Origin of the sequence: Streptomyces sp. B21-105, from assembly GCF_036898465.1 — a bacterium.
Lineage (GTDB): Bacteria > Actinomycetota > Actinomycetes > Streptomycetales > Streptomycetaceae > Streptomyces.
This window is the reverse complement of record NZ_JARUMJ010000001.1, coordinates 8,212,515-8,232,510: the sequence shown is the minus strand read 5'-3', so window position 1 is coordinate 8,232,510 and position 19,996 is coordinate 8,212,515. Positions and strand designations below refer to the sequence as shown.

Sequence of the window (19,996 nt, the reverse complement as noted above, 5' to 3'; positions counted from 1 at the left end):
TGTCGCGCACCGGTGTGGTCGGCGGCCCTGAGCACTACCATCCCTGGGGTGACAGCGGGAAACGACTCGGTTCTCGAACTGCTGCCGATGGTCTTCGCCGCCCCGGGCGACGCGTTGTCGCGGGCGGAGGAGGTGCTCGACACCGATCCGACGCCGTTGCACGCCTCGGTCGCCCATCAGGTGATCGGCATCTGGCAGCGGGACTGGGGGGACGTCCGGCTCGCCCTCGACCATCTGCGCCGCGCCCGGGACCTCGCGGCCCGCTCCGACTCGGCCGAGCGTGAGGCGGACGTCCTCGGCACGCTCGGCGTGGCGCTGGTACACGCGGGCCGCACCCGGCAGGGGCTGGCCGCGTTCGAGCGGGGCGTCGCCCGCGGCACGGGGCACACCCGCGCGCGGGTGCTCTACCGGCGGGCCTACTCGCTGTGGGTGCTCGGCCGTCATCGCGAGGCTCTGGAGGACGTCCGCCGGGCGATACCCGTGCTGCGTCAGGCGGACGACGTCATCTGGACGGCGCGCGCCCGCACCCTGCGCGCCACCGTGCACCTGGCTCTCGGGGCGGTGGAGCGGGCCGAGGCGGACTTCGCGGCGGCCGAGGCGCTGTGGGACACCACCGGCCAGGAACACGACAAGGCGGACGTGGTGGAGAGCCGGGGGCTGGCCGCGTTCCACTCCGGGGACGTGCCCGCCGCGCTGCGGCTCCTCGACGAGGCACAGGAGCGGTACGACAAGCTCGGCACGCCGACGTTCATGCTGGCCATCCGGCGGTGCGAGGTCCTGATGGCGGCCGGTCTCGCCCCGGAGGCGCTGGCCGGGGCGGACGCCGCGATCGGCGTGCTCGACGGGATCGGCGGACAGTCCACCCGCAAGGCGGAGCTGCTGCTGACGGCGGCGCGGGCGGCCCGGCTGGCGGACGACCCGGCGACCGCGAGCGCCCGCGCGGCAGTGGCCGAGCGGCTCTTCGCGGGACAGCGGCGCACCTGGTGGGAGGCGCACGCGCGGCTCGTGCTGATCGAGGCCCGGGTCGCCGGCGGGCGGGGCTCGGGCCGCCTGGTCGCGGACGCGGCCCGGCTCGCCGAGCGGCTGGCGGCCTTCCAGGCGCCCGCGGCGCCGGAGGCCTGGCTGCTCGCGGGCCGGATCGCGCTGGATCTCGGCTGGTCCTCGGATGCCGAGCGGTATCTGCGGATCGCGGCGCGCAGCCGGCGCAGCGGTCCGCCGCTGGCCCGGGTGACGGGTTGGGCGGCCCAGGCGCTGTGGGCGCGGGCCGCCGGCTCCGGACGGGGCGTGCTGGAGGCCTGCCGCCGCGGCCTCGACGTCCTCGACGAGCACCGCACGACGCTGGGGGCCTCGGAGCTGCGGGCCCGCGCGAGCGCGCGCGGCGCGGAACTGGCCGCACTGGCCCAGCAGGTCAGTCTGGAGAGGGGCGGGCCGCGGCAACTGCTGACGTGGAGCGAGCGCTGGCGGGCCACGGCGCTGTCCACGCCGCCGACCCGGCCGCCCGCCGACCCGGCGCTGCTGGGCGGGCTCACCGCGTTCCGGGTGATCGCCTCGCGTGCGGAGGCCGCCCGCAGGGACGGCCGGCCGGTACCGGCGCTGGAACGCGAACAGCGGCGCCTGGAGCGGGAGATCCGCTCACGGACCCTGCACATGGGCGGGGTCACGCCCTGGAGCGGCGACCGGTTCGGGGCCGGGGGGTTCGGCGGGGAACGGTTCGATGCCAAGCGGCTGCTGGACCGGCTCGGCGCGGCGCGGCTGGTCGAACTGGCCGTGCTGGACGGCCGGGTGCAGGTGCTGCTGTGCGGGGCGGGCCGGGTGCGCCGGTTCGCGGGCGGGCTGCTGGCCGACGCCGAGCGGGAGGCCGAACACGTCCAGGCCGGGCTGCGGCGGCTGGCCCATCCCGGCGCGGAGGGACGGCTGCCGGTGGTGGAGGCGATGGGACGGCGGCTGGAGGACCTGCTGCTCGGCGAGGCGGCCGGGCGGCTGGGGCCGGGCCCGGTCGTGGTGGTGCCGCCGGCCCGGTTGCACCGGGTGCCGTGGGCGCTGCTGCCGGCGCTGCGGGAGCGGGTGGTCAGTGTGTCGCCGTCGGCGAGCGGCTGGCTGCGGGCCCGGGAGACGGAGCCACCGCCGGGCGGACGTCAGGTCCTGGTGCGCGGGCCCGGGCTGGCGACCTGCGGGGCCGAGGTCCCGGAGGTCGCCGGACGGTACGGCGCCCCCGTCGTGCTGGAGCAGGAGGACGCCCATGTGCCGCGCGTCCTGGCGGAGCTGGACGGGGCGGCGCTGGCGCACATCGCCGCGCACGGCACGTTCCGCGCCGACAGCCCCATGTTCTCCTCGCTGCGCATGGCGGACGGCCCGCTGATCGTTCACGACTTCGAGCGGCTGGCCCGCAGCCCGTACCGGATCATCCTCTCCAGCTGCGACACCGCCCGGCTCGCGTCGGTCGGCGCGGACGAACTCCTCGGTCTCGTCACGGCGTTACTGCCGCTGGGCACGGCGGGCGTGGTCGCGAGCAGCGCACCGGTCAACGACGCGGCGGTCGTTCCCCTGATGCTGGCGCTGCACGAAGGCCTGGGTCGCGGTCTGTCCCTGGCCGAAGCCCTGCGGGACGCACGGGCCGCGCTCCCGGGAGACGCCCTGCACCAGGCGACGGGCTGGGCGTTCACGGCGTTCGGCGCGGCCTGAACGCGCCCCCGGGACAGACCGGGCTCCGGGGCAGACCGGGCCCCGGGACAGACCGGGCCCCGGGACAGACCGGTTGCTGACGGGACCCGCCCCCGCCCGGTCAGCTCACTGGCGGGGCTTGTGCGTCGCGGCGAACTCGTCGGCGGCGGCGAGGTCGAAGTCGCCGTGATCGCTGCCGAGTCCCTGGGCGACGAGAGCGGCGGCCGCGCTGCCGAGGACGGCGGCGTCGCCCGGCGTACGGCCCAGGCTGACGCCCCTGAGGTAGCCCGCGGAGAACGCGTCGCCGCATCCGGTGGTGTCGACGACGTCGATCTCGAAGGCGGGCACCGGCTCCGCGCCGTCCGCCGTCACCACGAGCGCGCCGTCCCCGCCGCGCGTGACGGCGACGACGCCCACGCCGGCGGCCAGCAGCTTCCGGGCGCCGGTGAGCAGGTCGCCCTCGCCGGTGAAGCCGAGGACCTGGTCCTCGTTGGGCAGCAGATGGTCGATGTACGGCAGGGCCGCCTCGATCTGCTCGAAGCTGCCGAGGACGCCGGGGGCGAGCAGGTCCACGGAGGTCACGACGCCGTGTTCCCTGGCGTACGACAGGATGCGCGCCGCCGCGTCGACGCCGATCAGCTCCGGGCCGCCTAGGTGCAGATGGGTCGCCTCGGCGAGGGCGTCCCAGGGGACGTCGTCGGGGCTGTACGTGATGTTCGCGCCGAGCAGGTGCAGCGAGGGACGGTCACCGTTGGGCCGGATCGGCAGGACGCTCGCCGAGGTGGCGGTGTCGGTGCGGCGGACCAGGAAACCGGTGTCGACGCCGCCCCTGTCCAGCAGCTGGATCAGCATGTCGCCGGTCGGGTCGGAGCCGACGGCGCCCGCCGTGCGCACCTCGGCGCCCAGCTTGGCGAGGGTGAGCGCGGTGCCGCCGGCGGTTCCGGCGGCGGTCATCCGGATGTCGTCCACCAGGGTCGCGCCCTGGCCCTCGGGTATCTCCTGCACCGGCCGCACCAGTACGTCGAGTACGTGCACGCCCATCGTGACGACCTTCATCGGACTTCCTCCTGCGCGGGTGGAACGGGTTGGGTGGCGCCGTAGTTCCGGGCGATCGCGGCCTCGACGACCGCGAGCTGCTGCTGTTCGTCGAGGGCGCGCGGCCGGCCCATGGCGGCCGCCCGCTGGTAGACGCCGCAGGCCCATTCGAGGAGCAGGGCGTTCTCGACCGCCTTGTCGAGGGTCGGGGCGTGGGTGAGCGCGCCGTGGTTGGCCATCAGCGCGGCGCTGCGGCCGTCCAGCGCGGCGAGTACGGACTCGGCGAGTTCGGGCGTGCCGAACGTGGCGTACGGCGCGACCCGGACCGTGCCGCCGAGTGCGAGCAACTGGTAGTGGATGCACGGCAGTTCGTCGAGCACGCAGGAGACGGCGGTGGCCATCGGGGCGTGCGTGTGGACGACCGCGCCGGCTCCGTAGCGGCGGTAGACGCCGAGGTGCAGTTCCAGCTCCGAGGTCGGCTGCAGGTCGCCGGTCACGACCTTGCCGTCCAGGTCGACCACGGTCACCTGGTCCGGGGTGAGGTCGGCGAGGACGGCGCCGGTCGCGGTGATGGCGACCCGGTCCTCGACGCGTACGCTCACGTTTCCTGCCGTGCCGATGAGGAGGCCTTCGGCCCCCAGACGCCGGCAGGCGTCCGCGACGGCGGTCCGCTCCCGGTCCGGCGTCGCGCTTGAGGCGGTCATGGGCGCGAAGGTAGCGTAAACGTGAAACAAAGTCACGTTCAGATTTGGAGGCAGTTCCTTGGTCCAGGCGACCGTGGGTCCCGACGGCGGCACTCCCCTGCGCCGCACTCCCCGGCAGGCGCGCAGCAGGGCACGTCTGGCGCTGATGCTGGAGGCCGCCGAGCGCATCCTGGTGGACGAGGGCGTCGAGGCGCTCACCACGACCCGGGTCGCGGCCGAGGCGAAGGTGTCGGTCGGCTCGCTGTACCAGTACCTCCCCGACCGGAACGCGATCATCGACGCCCTCGCCACGGGGTACTTCGCCCGCCTGGAAGGCGTCATGGACGATCTGGTCCTGGCCGCGGCACAGGAGCGGTGGGACGATCCGGTGGGCGTCCTGATCGACACGTACGCCGAGGTGTACCGGACCGAACACGGCTTCCGCGCCCTGTGGTTCGGCAGCGGGCTGACCGAGCGGACCCGGGCCGCCGACCGCGAGCACAAGGGGCGGATGGCCGACGGGATCCGCCGGGTCCTGCGCGCCCTGGGCGTGGCCGGCGACGACGAGGCACTGGCCAGGGCGGGCCACGCCGCGATTCTCGCCGCCGACGCCCTCGCCCAGGAGGCGTTCCGCCGCGCCCCGGAAGGGGACGCGCTCCTGCTCGACGAGGCGAAGACGATGCTGCGCTCCTACCTCACAGAGATCACGACACGGCACGACGGGGCGTGAGGGCGGCGGGGGCGGGGCGCGGCGCAGGCACGCGTGGCCGGTGCCGGGCGGTCCCGCGCCGACAGCGGGCGAAGTCGCCGGCCTGCGTGGCGCGACGGCGGATACCGTCGGGCGTCAGCAGACCGCACCGGCGGTCGCCGCACCAGGAAGCGAAGCGATTCCCGTGACCAGGAAGCACCGAGACACCACGACCCTTTGGCGTCCCACCGGCCCCCGGGAACTGGAGCTGGTGCGTGAGCTCGAGTGGCGCGCCTGGCCGCCCCGGCTCCCGGAGCAGCCGATCTTCTATCCGGTGCTCAACGAGGACTATGCGATCAGGATCGCCCGGGACTGGAACGTCAAGCACGACGGCGCCGGGCACGTCACCCGGTTCGAGGTCGACACGGAGTTCCTGCGCAGGTATCCGGTGCAGCGGGCCGGCGGCCTGACGATTCTCGAACTTTGGGTTCCGGCAGAGGAGTTGGCCGAGTTCAACGCGCATATCGTGGGCGAGATCCAGCTGGTCCACACGTTCTCGTGACGCGGTCCGGGGGCCCCGTCCAGGTGGAGGAGGGCGGGGCTCCGGCCCGCTCGAGCCGGGTGGTCAGGTGCCGAGGGGGTGTTGCGGGTCCAGGAGTTTCGCGATCCGTTCGGTGATCGTCTGGGAGTTGTTGCCGCCGGGGGCGTTGCGGCCCACTGTCGTGGACACGGCGATGGACAGCCGCTTGTGCGGTTCGTACGCCATCACGGCCGCGTAGCCGAAGAAGGACGGGTTCTGGACCACCCAGCCGTTCTTGACGACGACGCCGAGGCCGAAGTGGAAGTCCTCGGTCATGGGCAGGCAGACCGTCGCCGGGCAGGTGGCGGTCGGGTGGCCGAGGCCGACCGTGCCCGGGTTCAGCTGGGTGCGGAAGGACTGCCGCGAGAGCAGCTCACCCGAGCCGACGGCCTGTCCGGAGCGAGCGAGGTCACAGATGTCCTGGGTGAGGACGGCGCCGGGGGCGGTGGTCCAGGACGGGTTCCAGTAGGTGGACTCCTCGTAGGTGCCGCGCTCGTCGTCGTAGGCGTGCAGCACGGGCTGCGGGATGACCGCGGTGTCGTTGCTGCGGGTGTTGCGCAGGCCGAGCGGCCGGTAGACGCGTTGCCGCAGCAGGCGGTCGAGCGGGGTGCCGGAGATCTTCTCCAGGGCGCGGCCGAGGAGGACGAAGTTGGCGTGCGAGTAGCTCCAGTTGGTGCCCGGCGCGTACCACAGGGGGCGGCTCAGGGAGAACCCGACGACCTCCTCGGGGGTCCAGTGCTGCCAGGGGTCGGCGTAGAGCTTCTCGAGGAAGGCCGGGTCGGTGACGTAGTCGTGCAGGCCCGAGGTGGAGTCGCCGAGCATGCGCAGGGTGATCTCGTCGCCGTGCGGCAGACGTGGCAGCCATCTGGAGACCGGGTCGTCGAGGTCCGCCCGGCCCTCCTCGACGAGCTGAAGCAGCACGGTGCCCATGAAGGCGATGCCGACCGAGCCGGTCCGGAAGTGCATGGCAGGGGTGGCGGGGACGCCCGTCATGGACTCGCCGACGGCGGTCGTGACGAGTTCACGGCCGCCGACCGTGACCTTGACGAGGGCGGCCTCGAGGTCGAGCTCCTGCTTCGCCTTGCGGACGATGTCGAGGACCGCGCGCGCCTGGCCCCGCGGGTCGCGAGTGGCGGCGCAGGCGCGGTCGTGGGCGCGGTCGTGGCGTTCGGGGAGGGCGGTGGCGACCGCGGTCTGCAGGGTCGAGGCGAGGAGGGCGGCGGCGCACAGCAGCGCCGTACGGGAACGCGTCATACGCGCACTATGGGCTGATTGTCGCAACAGTCCGGCGGTCAACACTCCGGACGCCCGCGTCACGGACCCGGACGGCGGACGAGACCTCCCCCGGCTGCCGATCCCCGGGGTTACACCGGCTCGCGCGCCGGGACCACGCAGCCAAGCCGGACGACGACCTCCCGAGGACCGGCTCGACTGCGGAGTCAGCCCAGTCTTGGCAGCCGCCCGGCCCACGTCAAGACCCATCTCACCGTGGAGTGCACGCGACTCCGACGGCCCGCACCGCCGTCGGCCCCAGGGGTGCCGCCGTCCGGCCGCCCGGACGACGCCCCCGGACATCGCCGCCCGATCGCCCGCGAGCGGTGTCCGATCGTCCGCGAGCGGTGTCCGCGAAGAGCTGTTCCAGGACATCCACGACCGGAGAGGGGGCGGGCGTGGTCATGACCACGAAGCCTTCCCCGCCGCTCAGGGGCCGACACACGGATCGTGACCCGCCATGCGGACGATGCCGGAAACCGACGTCCCGATGTCGGACTTGCGGCCCCAAGGGGCCTATTTCCCATACTAGTTGACACTTGGACCACACCCGCGGCCAGCGGTCGCGGGTGGCGGCAGAAGGGGTTCATCCGCATTCCTGCACCCCGCCCCGTGCGTGCGACTGACCGAATCGTTGCGGCCGAATACCGGTCGATCGTCCGAACGTTGACCAGTGAGTAATAAGAGCACTACCTTTCAACGCGTTTCGAGCACGCGCTGTAGAACGGCGTTCCGCGGTGAACCTCTGCCCGCTGGAACCCGGTGAGCCGCCTTTGCTGTCCCGAACCCCCCACCGTGCAGTCTCACCTTGATTCGGAGAATCATGACGTCCGCTGTGCGTTCCGAGGACATGATCATCGGCATCACCCCGTTCGGTGAGCCCGACGCGGGGCTCGCCCTGGCGGTCTGCCGCGCCGGCGGCCTGGGCGTGCTGGACCTCGGGCCGGGTGACCGAAGATCCCGGGAGGCCCTCGCCCGTCTGTGCCGGGCCTCCCCCGGCGGGTTCGGCGTCCGGGTCGGCGCGCACTGCGCGCTCGGCCCCGCCGACCTGGCCCGGGAGGACGGCCCGCACACCGTGATCCTCACCGCGGATGCGGTCGGCGACGGCATCGAACACCCCTGGCAGATAAGTACTTTGACGAGGCGTCACCACGTGCTGGTGGAGGTCGCCGACCTGGCCGGCGCGCGGGACGCGATACGCCTCGGGGCGGACGGTCTGATCGCCCGGGGCGCCGAGTGCGGAGGCCGGGTCGGCGAACTGAGCACCTTCGTCCTGCTCCAGCAGCTCCTCGCCGCGCCCGAGGTGAGTGTGCCGGTCTGGGCGTGCGGCGGCATCGGCCCGCGCACCGCGGCCGCCGCGGTGGCCGGCGGGGCGGCCGGGGTGGTCCTGGACAGTCAGCTGGCGCTGCTCGCCGAGTCGGCCCTGCCCGAGCCGGCCGCGGCGGTGCTGCGCACCCTGGACGGTTCGGAGACCGTCGTCCTGGCCGGCCACCGCGTCCTGCTGCGGCGCGGCCCGGACGCGCCACGGCTCGCGCCGGACGCCACCGCCGAGGCGGTCGCCTCGATGCTGGGCGCTCAGGACCCGCGCACCCAGCTGCTCCCGGTGGGCCAGGACGGCTTCCTCGCCGCCCGGTTCGCCGAGCGCTGGGTCGACGTACGGCGGACGGTCCGCGCACTCAGGGACGCGGTACTGGACTCCCTGCGCGACGACACCGCCGGGCGGGCGCTGCGGGAGGGCTCGCCGATGGCCCGGGCGCTCGGCACCCGGCTGCCGGTCGTGCAGGGTCCCATGACCCGGGTGAGCGACGGCGCGGCGTTCGCCGCGGCGGTGGCGGCGGACGGCGCCCTGCCGTTCCTCGCGCTGGCGCTGGCGGACGGCGAGCGGACCCGGGCGATGCTCGCCGAGACGCGGGAGGCGGCGGCCGGCCGGCCCTGGGGCGTGGGCGTCCTCGGCTTCGCGCCGGAGGAGGTGCGCGCCGCCCAGCTGGAGGCCGTACGGGAGCTGCGGCCGACGCACGCGATCATCGCGGGCGGACGGCCCTCCCAGGCACAGGCGCTGGAACGGGACGGCGTGCGCACCTTCCTGCACGTGCCGTCCCCCGGACTGCTGCGGCAGTTCCTGGAGGCGGGGGCGCGCCGGTTCGTCTTCGAGGGCGCGGAGTGCGGCGGGCACGTCGGACCGCGCGCCAGCTTCCCGCTCTGGGAGGCCCAACTGGCCGTACTCGAAGACTTCTTGACGGACCGTGAGGCACCGGACATCGAGGTGTTCTTCGCGGGCGGCGTGCACGACGAGCGGTCGGCGGCGATGGTCGCCGCGCTCGCCGTCCCGCTGACCGCGCGCGGAGCGGCCGTCGGCGTGCTGATGGGCACCGCGTACCTGCTCACCGAGGAGGCGGTGGCGCTCGGGGCGATCCGGCCGCTCTTCCAGCGGCAGGTCATGGCCGCCGGGAGCACCGCGCTCCTGGAGTCGGCGCCGGGTCACGCCACCCGGTGTGTGCCGAGCCCGTTCGCGGCAGGTTACCGCGACCGGGCGGCCGCGCTGCGCGCCGGGGGCGTGCCGGAGCGGCAGGTCTGGGAGGAGCTGGAACGGCTCAACGTGGGCCGGCTGCGCGTCGCCAGCAAGGGCGTGACCCGGGACGCCGAAGGTGTCCTCACCCCCGTCGACGAGGAACGCCAGCTCGCCGAGGGGATGTTCATGGCCGGGGAGGTGGCGGTGCTGCGCTCGGCCCCGACCACCCTCGCCGCGCTGCACACGTCGGTGACGACGGGCGCGCTCGGTCATCTCGCCCGGCGCGCGGCCGAGTTCGGCCTGCCGGAGGAGCCCGCCGAGGCGGCGGCTCCGGCCCCGCTCGACGTCGCCGTCGTCGGCATGGCCTGCATGTTCCCCGAGGCGCCCGACCTGGCCGCCTTCTGGGCGAACGTCGTGGGAGGCGTGGACGCGGTGGGCGAGGTCCCGGCGGACCGCTGGGACCCGGCCGTCCACCACGGCACCTCCACCCCGTCCAAGTGGGGCGGTTTCCTGCCCCGCATCCCCTTCGACCCGCTGCGCTACGGCATCCCGCCGGCCTCCCTCGGCAGCGTCGAGCCGGTGCAGCTGCTGTCCCTGGAAGCCGCCCGGCGCGCCCTGGAGGACGCCGGATACGGCGACGGGGGGCGGCGGTTCGACCGCTCCCGCACCTCCGTGGTCTTCGGCGCGGAGGCGGGCAGCGACCTGTCGAACGCGGCCACCCTGCGGGCGGTGCTGCCCTCCTACTACGGCGAGGTCCCGGCCGGCCTCGACGGTCAGCTGCCGCAGCTCACCGAGGACTCCTTCCCCGGCATGCTCGCCAACGTCATCTCCGGGCGGATCGCCAACCGGCTGGACCTCGGCGGCGCCAACTACACCGTCGACGCGGCCTGCGCCTCCTCGCTGGCCGCCGTGGACGTCGCCTGCAAGGAGCTGGTCGGCGGGACCTCCGACGTGGTGCTGTGCGGCGGCGCCGACCTGCACAACGGCATCAACGACTACGTCCTCTTCTCCTCCGTGCACGCCCTGTCCCCGACCGGCCGCTCCCGCGCCTTCGACGGCTCGGCGGACGGCATCGCCCTCGGCGAGGGCGTGGCCTGCGTGGTCCTCAAACGTCTCGCGGACGCCGAACGCGACGGCGACCGGATCTACGGCGTCATCAAGGGACTCGGCTCCTCCAGCGACGGACGTTCGCTCGGGCTGACCGCGCCGCGGCCCGAGGGGCAGCGCTCGGCCCTGGAGCGCGCCTACCGCAACGCGGGTGTCTCCCCGGCCGACGTCGGGCTCGTCGAGGCGCACGGCACCGGCACGGTGGTCGGCGACCGCACCGAACTACGCATCCTCACCGAGGTGTTCGACGAGGCCGGGGCAAAACCGGGCGGCTGCGTGCTCGGCTCGGTGAAGTCGCAGATCGGGCACACCAAATGCGCCGCGGGACTCGCCGGACTGATCAAGACACTGCTGTCGCTGCACACCGGCGTCAGGCCGCCCACGCTGCACGTCGAGTCCCCCAACCCGGCCTGGGACGCGGCCGCCAGCCCCTTCGCCTTCCACGCCGAGGCCCGCCCGTGGGCGGCCCCGCCGCGCGAACGCCTCGCCGGGGTCAGCGCGTTCGGTTTCGGCGGCACCAACTTCCATGTGGTGCTGGCCGCTCACGCCGAGGGCGTGCCGCCGGTGCGCGGACTGGACGTCTGGCCGGCCGAGCTGTTCGTCTTCCGGGGCCGTGACGAGGAGGCCGCGCGCCGTGTCGTGGCCGAACTCCTCGCCGCCGCGCAGACCGAGGGACGGCCGTGGCGACTGCGGGACCTCGCGCTGAGCGCGGCGCGGCGGGCGGACGCGAGCACGGACCCGACGTGGTTCGCGGTCGTGGCGACGGACGTCGACGACCTGGTGGGAAAGCTGCGGCGGCTGACGTCCGACCCCGCCGGGACCGCGTCGGCGCGCGGCGTCCACCGGGCCGACCGGGACGAGGAGCACGACGAACGCCCTGGCGACGACGCTGACACCGTCGCCGGTGTGGGCAAGGTCGCCTTCCTCTTCCCGGGGCAGGGCAGTCAGCGCACCGGCATGCTCGCCGACCTGTTCGTCGCCTTCCCCGAGCTGCGCCCCTACCTGGAGCTCGGGCGTGTCCACGCCGACGCCCTGTACCCCCCGGCCGCCTTCGACGAGGCGGGCCGCGCCCGGCAGCAGGCCGCGCTGACCGACACCCGGGCGGCCCAGCCCGCCCTCGGCCTCGCGGGTCTCGCCGCCCACGCCGTGCTCACCGCGGCCGGGGTGCGCCCCGACATGGCGGCCGGGCACAGTTACGGCGAGCTGGTCGCCCTCTGCGCGGCCGGCGCCCTCGCCCCCGAGACGCTGCTGGAGCTGAGCTCGGAGCGGGCGGCGGCGATCCTGGAGGCCGCCGGACGCGCCGACGGCGGGAGCGGTGAGAACCGCGCCGACGGCGACCCCGGGACGATGGCCGCCGTCACCGCCGGACCCGACGAGGTGAGCGAGACGCTGAAGGCCCGGTCCGCACCCGGCTCCGTCGTCGTAGCCAACCGCAACTCGCCCCGGCAGACGGTGATCTCGGGACCGACGGACGCCGTCGCCGAGGCCGTCCGGCTGCTGCGCGAGGCCGGACTCGGGGCCCAGCGCATCCCGGTCGCCTGCGCCTTCCACAGTCCGCTGGTGGCCGGCGCCGCCGACCGGTTCGCCGGAGCCCTCGCCGAACGCCCGGTGCACGCCCCCGAGTTCCCCGTGTGGTCCAACCGCACGGCTGCCCCCTACCCCGCCGACGCGGACGCAGTGCGGGCCGGACTCGCCGCCCAGATCGGCGCGCCGGTCGCCTTCGCCGAGCAGATCGAGGCGATGTACGCGGCCGGGGCGCGCGTCTTCGTCGAGGCGGGGCCGGGGTCGGTGCTCACCCGGCTGGTCGGGCAGATCCTCGGCGACCGCCCGCACCGCACGATGGCCTGCGAGCCCCGGCCCGGCAGCGGACTCGCCGGCTGGCTCGACGCCCTGGCCGCGCTCGCCGTCGCGGGGCTGCCGGTGCGCGCGGGATGGCTGCTACGCGGCCGGGACGCGGTGGACGCGGTACGCACCCCCGTGCCGAAGCGGCCCGGCTGGACGGTCGACGGACAGTTGGTCCGCACCGCCGCCGGCGCCCTTCTCCCCGGTGCGCTCGCACCGGCCCGACGAGTCGCGGACACCCTGGAGACGACTGTGACGACGAACCCCCCGCCCGGCGTCCCGTCCGACCGGGACGCGCTCATCTCCGAGTTCCTGCGCACCAGCCGCGAGATGATCGCCGCCCAACGGGACGTGCTGCTCACCTACTTCGGCGCCACGCCGGGGGCCGCGATCGCCGCTCCCGTGGTCGTCCCGCACCCGCAGCCGAACCGGACGCCGGCCGAACTCACCGCGCCGCAGCGGGCGACGCCGGGAACAATGGCGTCGGGGGCGCTGGCGGCGGAAACAGGCGCGGCGGACCCGGGAGCGGCGGCCCGGGCGGTGACGCCGGTCGGCGGGCCGCCGGACGTCCAGCAGGTCGTCCTGGAGATCATCAGTGAGCGCACCGGGTACCCCGTCGACATGATCGAGCCCGACCTCGATCTGGAGGCGGACCTCAGCATCGACTCCATCAAGCGGGCGGAGATCGCCGGTGAGCTGGCCCGCCGGCTGGGCGCGGGCGCCGGCGCGGACCTGACCGCGATGGACGACACCGAGCTGGAGGAGCTCGCGAAGGCGCGCACCGCCGCCGCGGTGACCGACTGGCTCACGGCCCGACTGGGCGGCGGCGCCCCGGCCGACGAAGCCACACCCGTCTCATCCCCCTCACCCGTCTCCTCTGCCACATCCACCCCCACGACGCCCACCGCGCCCGCCGCACCCGAGGCGCCGGACGCCGGCGAGGTGGGCGCCGAAGCTCCCCGGCGGCACGTCCTGCGGCCGGTGCTGCTCGACGCCGCCGTGGCGCAGGCCCCCGCCGACCCGTCCGCGGTGTTCTCCGGCACCCGCTGGACCGTCCTCGGGGACGCCCCGGAGGTCACCCCCGAGGTCGCCGCCCGGCTGGCCTCGCACGGCGCCGACGTCACCGTCCGCGGCCGGGACCACGTCCTGTCGCCGGACGACGGGACGGTGGACGGGGTGCTGTACCTCGGGGCTCTCACGGGCGCCGACGACGGTACGCCGGTGCTGCCGGACGCCTTCCCGGTGCTGAAGGCGGCCCTCGCGGGCGGCCCGCGGTGGCTGCTGGCCGTCCGGCGCTCCGACGGTGACACGCCCGACGCACGGACGGCGGGGCTGCGCGGTCTGTTCCGGAGCGTGGCGCGGGAGTGCCCGGACACGCTCGCGCGGGTCGTCGACCTGACGGACGTGTCGGCGTCCGCCGTCGCGGACGCGGTGGTCGCGGAGGCCGTCGCCGCCGACCGCACGCCCGTCGTGCTGCGGACGACGGCCGGACGGCACGGGTTCGAGCTGGTGGAGACGCCGCTCGGCGCGCTCGGCAGCACGGGCGCCGGACCGGCCGGGGACGGCGTCGCGGAGGTGGCCGCGCTCGGCCTGGACCGGGACTCGGTGGTGCTGCTGGCGGGCGGCGCGCGAGGCATCACCGCACAGTTCGCCGTCGCGCTCGCCGGGGCCGCCCGTTGCCGTCTGGAGCTGCTCGGCCGCACCCCCGCGCCGGACGGTCCCGAGGACGCGGACACCGCGGCCGCGCACACCCCGGCCGCCCTGCGCGCCGCGCTCGCCGCACGCGGCGGTCTGAAGCCCGCCGAGATCAACCGCGCCGCCGAACTCCTGCTCGCCCAACGGGAGATCACGGCCACGCTGGCCGAACTCGACGCCCTCGGCAGCCGGGCCCGCTACCGCACCGTCGACTTCCGGGAGCCGGACGCGGTGCGCCAGGCCGTGAAGGAGATCCACGCCGAGCACGGCAGGCTCGACGGCGTCGTCCACGCGGCCGGTGTCATCGAGGACCGGCTGATCGGCGAGAAGAGCGCCGAGTCGTTCCAGCGGGTCTTCGGCACGAAGGCGACCGGCGCACACGCCCTGCTCAGCGCGCTGGAGGAGCTGTCCTCCGCGCCCGCGTTCACCGTGCTGTTCGGCTCGGTCTCGGCCGTCCTGGGCAACCGGGGCCAGGTCGACTACGCGGCCGCCAACGACGCCCTGGAGACCCTGGGCGCGGCGTTCGCCGCCCGCACCGGCCGCCGCGCCGTGACCGTGCACTGGGGTCCGTGGGCGCCCGCCGCCGGGCACGCCGGCATGGTCGGGGCCGAGTTGGCCCGCGAGTACGCCCGGCGCGGCATCCGGCTGATCGACCCCGAGGAGGGGACCGCGGCGCTGCTGCGGGAGCTGGCCTGGGGCGAGGAGTCGGCGACCGCCGTCGTCTACACCGCCTCGGGCTGGTGACCGCCGCGGTGACGTCGTCCGGGCCGGCCGACGCGGGACCGCCCGTGATGAGGGATCCTCACATGACGGATCCTCATATGACGGGACGTCAAGTACCGGTGGCGATCGTCGGGATGTCGGTGCTGCTGCCGGGTGCGGCAGGGCTCGACGCGTACTGGCGCAACCTGCGGGACGGCGTCGACGCGATCGGCGAGGCCCCCGACGGACGCTGGGACGCCTCGTTCTACCGACCCGGCACCGCCGCCGACCCGGCCGTCGCGGACCGGGTGTACACACGGCGCGGCGGCTTCGTGGACGGGCTCGCGGAGGTTGAGGTCACCCGGTTCGGAATCATGCCGAACTCGGTGGCCGGGACCGAGCCCGACCAGCTCATCGCCCTGCACGTGGCCGCGGCCGCCCTCGACGACGCGGGCGGCGTGGACCGTGTCCCCGAGCGGGAGCGCGTCGGCGTCGTCCTCGGCCGGGGCGGCTACCTCACGCCCGGACTGGTCCGGCTCGACCAGCGGGTGCGCACCGCCGGTCAGCTCGTGCGCACCCTGGGCGAGCTGCTGCCCGATCTGACGGACCGACAACTCGACCGGGTGCGGGCCGCGTTCACCGAGCGGCTCGGTCCGGACAGTCCCGAGTCCGCGATCGGCCTGGTGCCCAATCTGGCCGCCTCCCGGGTCGCGAACCGGCTCGACCTGCGCGGGCCGGCGTACACCGTGGACGCGGCGTGCGCCTCGTCGCTGGTCGCCGTGGACCAGGCGGTGGGTGAACTCGCCTCCGGCCGGTGCGACCTGATGCTCGCCGGCGGGGTGCACCACTGCCACGACATCACCCTGTGGAGCGTCTTCTCGCAGCTGCGCGCCCTCTCCCCCAGCCAGCGCATCCGCCCCTTCCACCGGGAGGCCGACGGCATCCTGATCGGCGAGGGCACCGGTGTCGTCGTCCTCAAGCGGCTGTCCGACGCCGAACGGGACGGCGACCGGGTGTACGCCGTGATCCGGGGCACCGGGGTGGCCAGCGACGGCCGGGCGGCCGGGCTGGTCAACCCCGATCCGGGCGGTCAGGCGCTGGCCGTGCGGCAGGCGTGGCGGGCCGCCGGACTCGATCCGGCCGCGCCCGGCTCGGTGGGTCTGCTGGAGGCGCACGGCACCGCCACCCCGGCCGGGGACGGCGCCGAACTCGCCACGCTGGCAGAGGTGTTCGGGCCCGGGGACGGTGAAGCGGTCCTCGGGTCGGTCAAGTCGATGATCGGGCACACCATGCCCGCCGCCGGGGTGGCCGGCCTGGTCAAGGCCGCCCTCGCCGTGCACCACCGCACGCTGCTGCCGACGCTGCACTGCGACGACCCCCACCCGGCGCTGGCCCGCACCCGGTTCCGCACCCTGGACAAGGCCGCCGACTGGGAGACCACCGCCGGGCAGCCCGTGCGGCGGGCCGCCGTCAACGCCTTCGGGTTCGGCGGGATCAACGCGCACGTGGTGCTGGAGGAGGCGCCCGCCGCCCGCGGGCCGCGCGCCGCGGCCGCGCCCCGCGCGAGCCTGGACGTCGCCGAGCCCGAGCGCGTCCTGCTGCTCGCCGCCGACTCCCCCGCCCGGCTCGCCGCCCTCCTGGACGGCGCCGACGACACCGTACGGGCCGCCGGGCTCGACCCCTCCCGACCACACCCGGACGCCGGAGGGACCCGCCTGGGCATCGTCGAACCGACCGCGAAACGCCTCGCGCTGGCCCGGCGCGCCGTCGCCAAGGAGCGTGCCTGGCACGGCCGCAGCGACGTCTGGTTCCGGCCGAGTCCGCTGCTGGGCGCCGGCCGGGGCCGGCTGGCGTTCCTGTTCCCCGGACTGGAGGGCGACTTCACCCCGCAGGTCGACGACGTGGCCGCGCACTTCGGTCTGCCCTCCCCCGCCGTCGACAGTGGCCGGAGCGGCGACGTGGGCCGGACCCAAGACGTGGGCCGGCACGGCTTCGGCGTCGTCGCCGTCGGCCGCCTACTCGACGCCGCGCTGCGCCGCAGCGGCATCGTGCCGAACGCGGTCGCCGGCCACAGCGTGGGTGAGTGGACGGCGATGGCGGCGGCCGGGCTCTACGCCGGGGACGAGGTCGACGCGTTCATGGCGGAGTTCGACCCGGACAGCGTCGCGGTCCCCGGGCTGGCGTTCGGCGCGATCGGCGCGTCCGCGGAGCGCGTGGGGGCCGCCCTGAGCGACGAGGGCGGCGCGCGGGCCGGTCTGGTGCTGTCCCACGACAACGCCCCCGGCCAGTCCATGGTGTGCGGTCCGCAGGCGGCCGTGGAGGACTTCGTACGGGCGTTCCGCGCCCGGGGGGTGCTCAGCCAGGTGCTTCCGTTCCGGTCCGGTTTCCACACGCCGATGCTGGAGCCCCACATCGGTCCGATCGAGGCGGCGGCCGGCCGGTTCCGGCTGCATCCGCCGCACACCCCGCTCTGGTCGGGGACGACCGCCGCGCCGTTCCCCGCGGACGAGCACGGCATCCGCTCCCTGTTCGTGCGGCATCTGCTGGAGCCCGTGCGGTTCCGGCAGCTCACCGAGGCCCTGCACGCGGCCGGTCACACGGCGTACGTCCAGGTCGGGCCCGGTCAGCTCGGCTCCCTCGTCGGCGACACCCTGGGCGGCCGCGATCACCTGGTGGTCGCCGCCAACTCGCCCCACCGCACGGGCCTCGCCCAACTGCGCCGGGTCGCCACCGCGCTGTGGACGGCGGGCGCTTCCGTCGCCCCCTCCCTGCCGCCCTCGTCCGCCGCCGCTCGGCCCCGGGACGCACGCCGGCTCCCGCCGACACGGCTGGACCTGGGCGGCGCCCTGGTCTCGCTCGCCCCGCAGCAACTCGCCGAACTGCGAGAGGAACTGCGGGAGAAGCTGCGAAGCCAAACGCGGGCGGAAACGCTGGAAGCACTGCGCGCGGGGCCGCCCGCCTCCTCCCCCGCGGCTCCCGCAACCCCCGCCCACATGGCACCCGTTCCCACGGTCGGACCCGGCGATCCGTCGCCGCTGGACGCCCTCGTCGCACGCTCCCCGATCGCCGCCGAGCTGAGCGCGCTGCTCCGCGACACGGCGGACACCGCCGCCGCCCTGATGACCGCGCACGCCCCGAAACCCGCGCCGCACCACCCGGTCACGGCACCCGTGCCGCACCACCCGGTCATGGCACCCGCGCCGCACCACCCGGTCACGGCACCCGTGCCGCACCACCCGGTCACGGCACCCGTGCCGCACCACCCGGTCACGGCACCCGGACGCAAGACGGTCCGCGTGTCCACGGACGCCATGCCGTACCTCCTGGACCACTGCTTCTTCCCGCAGCGCCCCGGCTGGCCGGACCTCGCCGACCGTTGGCCGGTCGTCCCGGCCACGACGATCGTGCAGCACATCATGGACGCTGCGGCGAACGCCGCACGGACCGCCGACGCCGGTCCCGCGGCGCCCGTCGCCGTGCACGGGGCGCGCTTCGAGGAGTGGCTCACCGCCGCCCCCGCCGTCGACGTGCCGGTCACCCTGACACCCGAGGGCGCGGACCGCTTGGCCGTCTCCTTCGGCCCGCGGGCCCGGGCCACCGTGGAACTCGCCGGAACCTATCCCACGCCGCCGCCCGCCCCCTGGCCCGCCCGCCCCGGACCCGAGCGCACCCCCGACCACACCGCCGCCCAGCTCTACGACGAGCGCTGGATGTTCCACGGCCCGGCGTTCCGCGGCGTCAGCGAACTCACGGCGATCGGCGACCGTCATGTGCGCGGGGTCATCACCACCCCGGCCGCGCCCGGTGCGCTGCTGGACAACGTGGGCCAGATCCTCGGCTACTGGATCATGGCGACCCGCTCCGAGCGGACCGTGGTGTTCCCGGTGGGGATGCGGGAGATGCGCTTCCACGGGCCGCATCCGACGCCCGGGACGCGGGTGGGATGCCTGGTGCGGATCACCTCGCTCACCGACGCGTTCCTGGAGGCCGACGTCCAGCTGACGGTCGACGGCACGGTCTGGGCGGAGCTGCGCGGCTGGCAGGACCGGCGCTTCGACAACGACCCCAGCACCCGGCCCGTCGAGCGGTTCCCCGAGCGCCACACCCTGTCCGAGACCCGCCCGGGCGGCTGGCAGTTGTTGCACGAGCGATGGCCGGACCTGGCCTCCCGAGAACTGATCATGCGCAACTCGCTGGGCGGCTCGGAGCGTTCGCAGTACGCGAAGCACCCGCCGCGGGGCAGACGGCAGTGGCTGCTGGGCCGGATCGCGGTCAAGGACGCGGTACGGCAGTGGCTGTGGGACCACGGGGAGGGACCGGTGTTCCCGGCGGAGCTGCGGGTGCGCAACGACGCGGCCGGCCGCCCGTACGTCACCGGCGAGAACGGCCGCGTCCTGCCGGCGCTGGACGTCTCGCTGGCCCACTGCGCGGAGGCGGGCGTGGCGATCGTCCGCCCGCACCGGCCGGGCCCGGGCCCGGGGATCGACATCGAGGAGGTCGTCGAGCGCACCCCGCAGACCCTCGCCGCCGCCCTCGGCGGGGACGAACTGCGCCTGCTGCGCGCCCTGTCCGCCGGTGGCGGCTCCGAGGCCCTGTGGTTCACCCGCTTCTGGGCGGCGAAAGAGGCCGTCGCGAAGGCGGAGGGCACCGGATTCGACGGCAGGCCACGGGACTTCAGGGTGCTCGACGCGACGCCGGCCGGCGACCGGCTGACCGTCGCGGGCCGCCTGGAACGCGCCTACACCGTGCACTGCGCACCGGCCGCCAACCCGCCCCGGCTGCCGGAGCGAGCGTACGCGGTGGCATGGACGACGGGACCCCCGACCGCGAAGGAGAACGACACCCGATGACATCCCCCACCCCCCACTCCCCCGCCACGGCCGTCACTGCCGCCACGGCTGTCCCGGCTGTCACGGCCGTCACGCCCGAGGAGGAGTCCGTCCTCGCCGACCTCACCGGGATGCTCACGCGGCTCCTGGAGGACGAGTACGGCCTCGACGACGTAGAGATCGGCATGCACACCACCTTCAACCGCGATCTCGAGCTGGAGAGCATCGACCTGGTCACCCTCGCCGGGCTGCTCCAGGAGCGGTACGGCGACCGGGTCAACTTCGCCGAGTTCCTGGCCGGCATGGAGTTCGACGAGATCATCGAACTCACCGTGGGACGGCTCGTCGAGTACGTCGTGACGAGTCTGAAAGCCGCGGCGGAGGCGGGCTGAG

9 protein-coding genes are annotated in these 19,996 nt (G+C 75.1%); 6 read left to right on the top strand and 3 right to left on the bottom strand.

Annotation, left to right across the window (positions count from 1 at the left end; genetic code table 11):
- Positions 1 to 48: 48 nt before the first annotated feature.
- Positions 49 to 2,682 (top strand): CHAT domain-containing protein, encoded by a 2,634-nt coding sequence (locus QA802_RS36830; protein ID WP_334532178.1) that lies wholly within the window; start codon positions 49 to 51, stop codon positions 2,680 to 2,682.
- 105 nt (positions 2,683 to 2,787) lie between these two features.
- On the opposite strand, the gene QA802_RS36825 is transcribed toward QA802_RS36830, so the two are convergent.
- Positions 2,788 to 3,717 carry a carbohydrate kinase family protein gene (locus QA802_RS36825; RefSeq protein ID WP_334532175.1) on the bottom strand — a complete coding sequence of 310 codons (930 nt, stop codon included), beginning with the start codon at positions 3,715 to 3,717 and terminating at the stop codon, positions 2,788 to 2,790.
- Entirely contained in the window at positions 3,714 to 4,400 is a 687-nt protein-coding gene (locus QA802_RS36820) for a class II aldolase/adducin family protein (RefSeq protein ID WP_334532172.1), read from the bottom strand. The genes QA802_RS36825 and QA802_RS36820 overlap by 4 nt, the downstream gene beginning before the upstream one ends.
- Before the next feature lie 58 nt (positions 4,401 to 4,458).
- Here QA802_RS36820 and QA802_RS36815 point away from each other — a divergent pair, with 58 nt between their 5' ends.
- Together QA802_RS36815 and QA802_RS36810 are read left to right on the top strand one after the other, a co-directional pair.
- On the top strand, positions 4,459 to 5,109 hold the full coding sequence (locus QA802_RS36815) for a TetR/AcrR family transcriptional regulator (RefSeq protein WP_334532169.1): 651 nt from the start codon (positions 4,459 to 4,461) through the stop codon (positions 5,107 to 5,109).
- Positions 5,110 to 5,272: 163 nt separating this feature from the next.
- Entirely contained in the window at positions 5,273 to 5,629 is a 357-nt protein-coding gene (locus QA802_RS36810; RefSeq protein WP_443042229.1) for a hypothetical protein, read from the top strand.
- A gap of 63 nt (positions 5,630 to 5,692) precedes the next feature.
- On the opposite strand, the gene QA802_RS36805 is transcribed toward QA802_RS36810, so the two are convergent.
- Positions 5,693 to 6,901, bottom strand: a complete 1,209-nt coding sequence (locus QA802_RS36805) for a serine hydrolase domain-containing protein (RefSeq protein WP_334532166.1) — start codon at positions 6,899 to 6,901, stop codon at positions 5,693 to 5,695.
- An 841-nt stretch (positions 6,902 to 7,742) separates the two neighbouring features.
- Here QA802_RS36805 and QA802_RS36800 point away from each other — a divergent pair.
- The 3 genes from QA802_RS36800 to QA802_RS36790 all read left to right on the top strand — a co-directional run bounded on the left by QA802_RS36800 (position 7,743) and on the right by QA802_RS36790 (position 19,995).
- Positions 7,743 to 14,816 (top strand): SDR family oxidoreductase, encoded by a 7,074-nt coding sequence (locus QA802_RS36800; RefSeq protein WP_334532163.1) that lies wholly within the window; start codon positions 7,743 to 7,745, stop codon positions 14,814 to 14,816.
- Positions 14,817 to 14,878: 62 nt separating this feature from the next.
- Complete coding sequence (locus tag QA802_RS36795; protein ID WP_334532160.1) at positions 14,879 to 19,624, top strand: beta-ketoacyl synthase N-terminal-like domain-containing protein; 4,746 nt, start codon at positions 14,879 to 14,881, stop codon at positions 19,622 to 19,624.
- On the top strand, positions 19,621 to 19,995 hold the full coding sequence (locus QA802_RS36790; protein WP_443042228.1) for an acyl carrier protein: 375 nt from the start codon (positions 19,621 to 19,623) through the stop codon (positions 19,993 to 19,995). Before QA802_RS36795 ends, QA802_RS36790 begins: the two co-directional genes overlap by 4 nt.
- The last annotated feature ends 1 nt before the right edge of the window (position 19,996 follow it).